Origin of the sequence: Pantoea sp. VS1, from assembly GCF_002207995.1 — a bacterium.
Lineage (GTDB): Bacteria > Pseudomonadota > Gammaproteobacteria > Enterobacterales > Enterobacteriaceae > Pantoea > Pantoea dispersa.
The window spans coordinates 1-316 of record NZ_NHZE01000022.1; the positions used below are offsets into that span (position 1 = coordinate 1).

General features: G+C 60.1%; 1 protein-coding gene. It reads right to left on the reverse strand.

Annotated elements, in window-relative coordinates; translation table 11 throughout:
- Positions 1-259 (reverse strand): helix-turn-helix domain-containing protein (locus CBW22_RS11675; RefSeq protein ID WP_176428106.1); only part of this gene is annotated, 259 nt, incomplete at its 3' end.
- Positions 260-316 lie beyond the last annotated feature (57 nt).

Genomic DNA, 316 nt, shown 5'->3' on the forward strand with positions numbered 1-316 from the left:
ACCAGTGGCGGATTTTTTTTGGCCCCCAGTCGGGGTGCTGCTGGCGGAACTGAACGAGGCGCGCGGCGATGTCGGGGGCGATTTTATCGGGCTGGAGATGGCGGGCGCGGGAGAGATTTTGAAGCGAGGAGAGCTCGCCGGGGTTAAAGCGGCTGAGCCACTTGTAGCCGGTTTTGCGGCTGATGCCGTGGCGGTTACACAGCTGCGTCATGGATTCCCCGCCTGCCTGGCAGGCGAGGATGAATTCAGGGCGTTGCATGGTAACAGTCTCAGTCCAGGGCATAGTGAGTCTCCTCTGCTATGCCGTTTATAACTG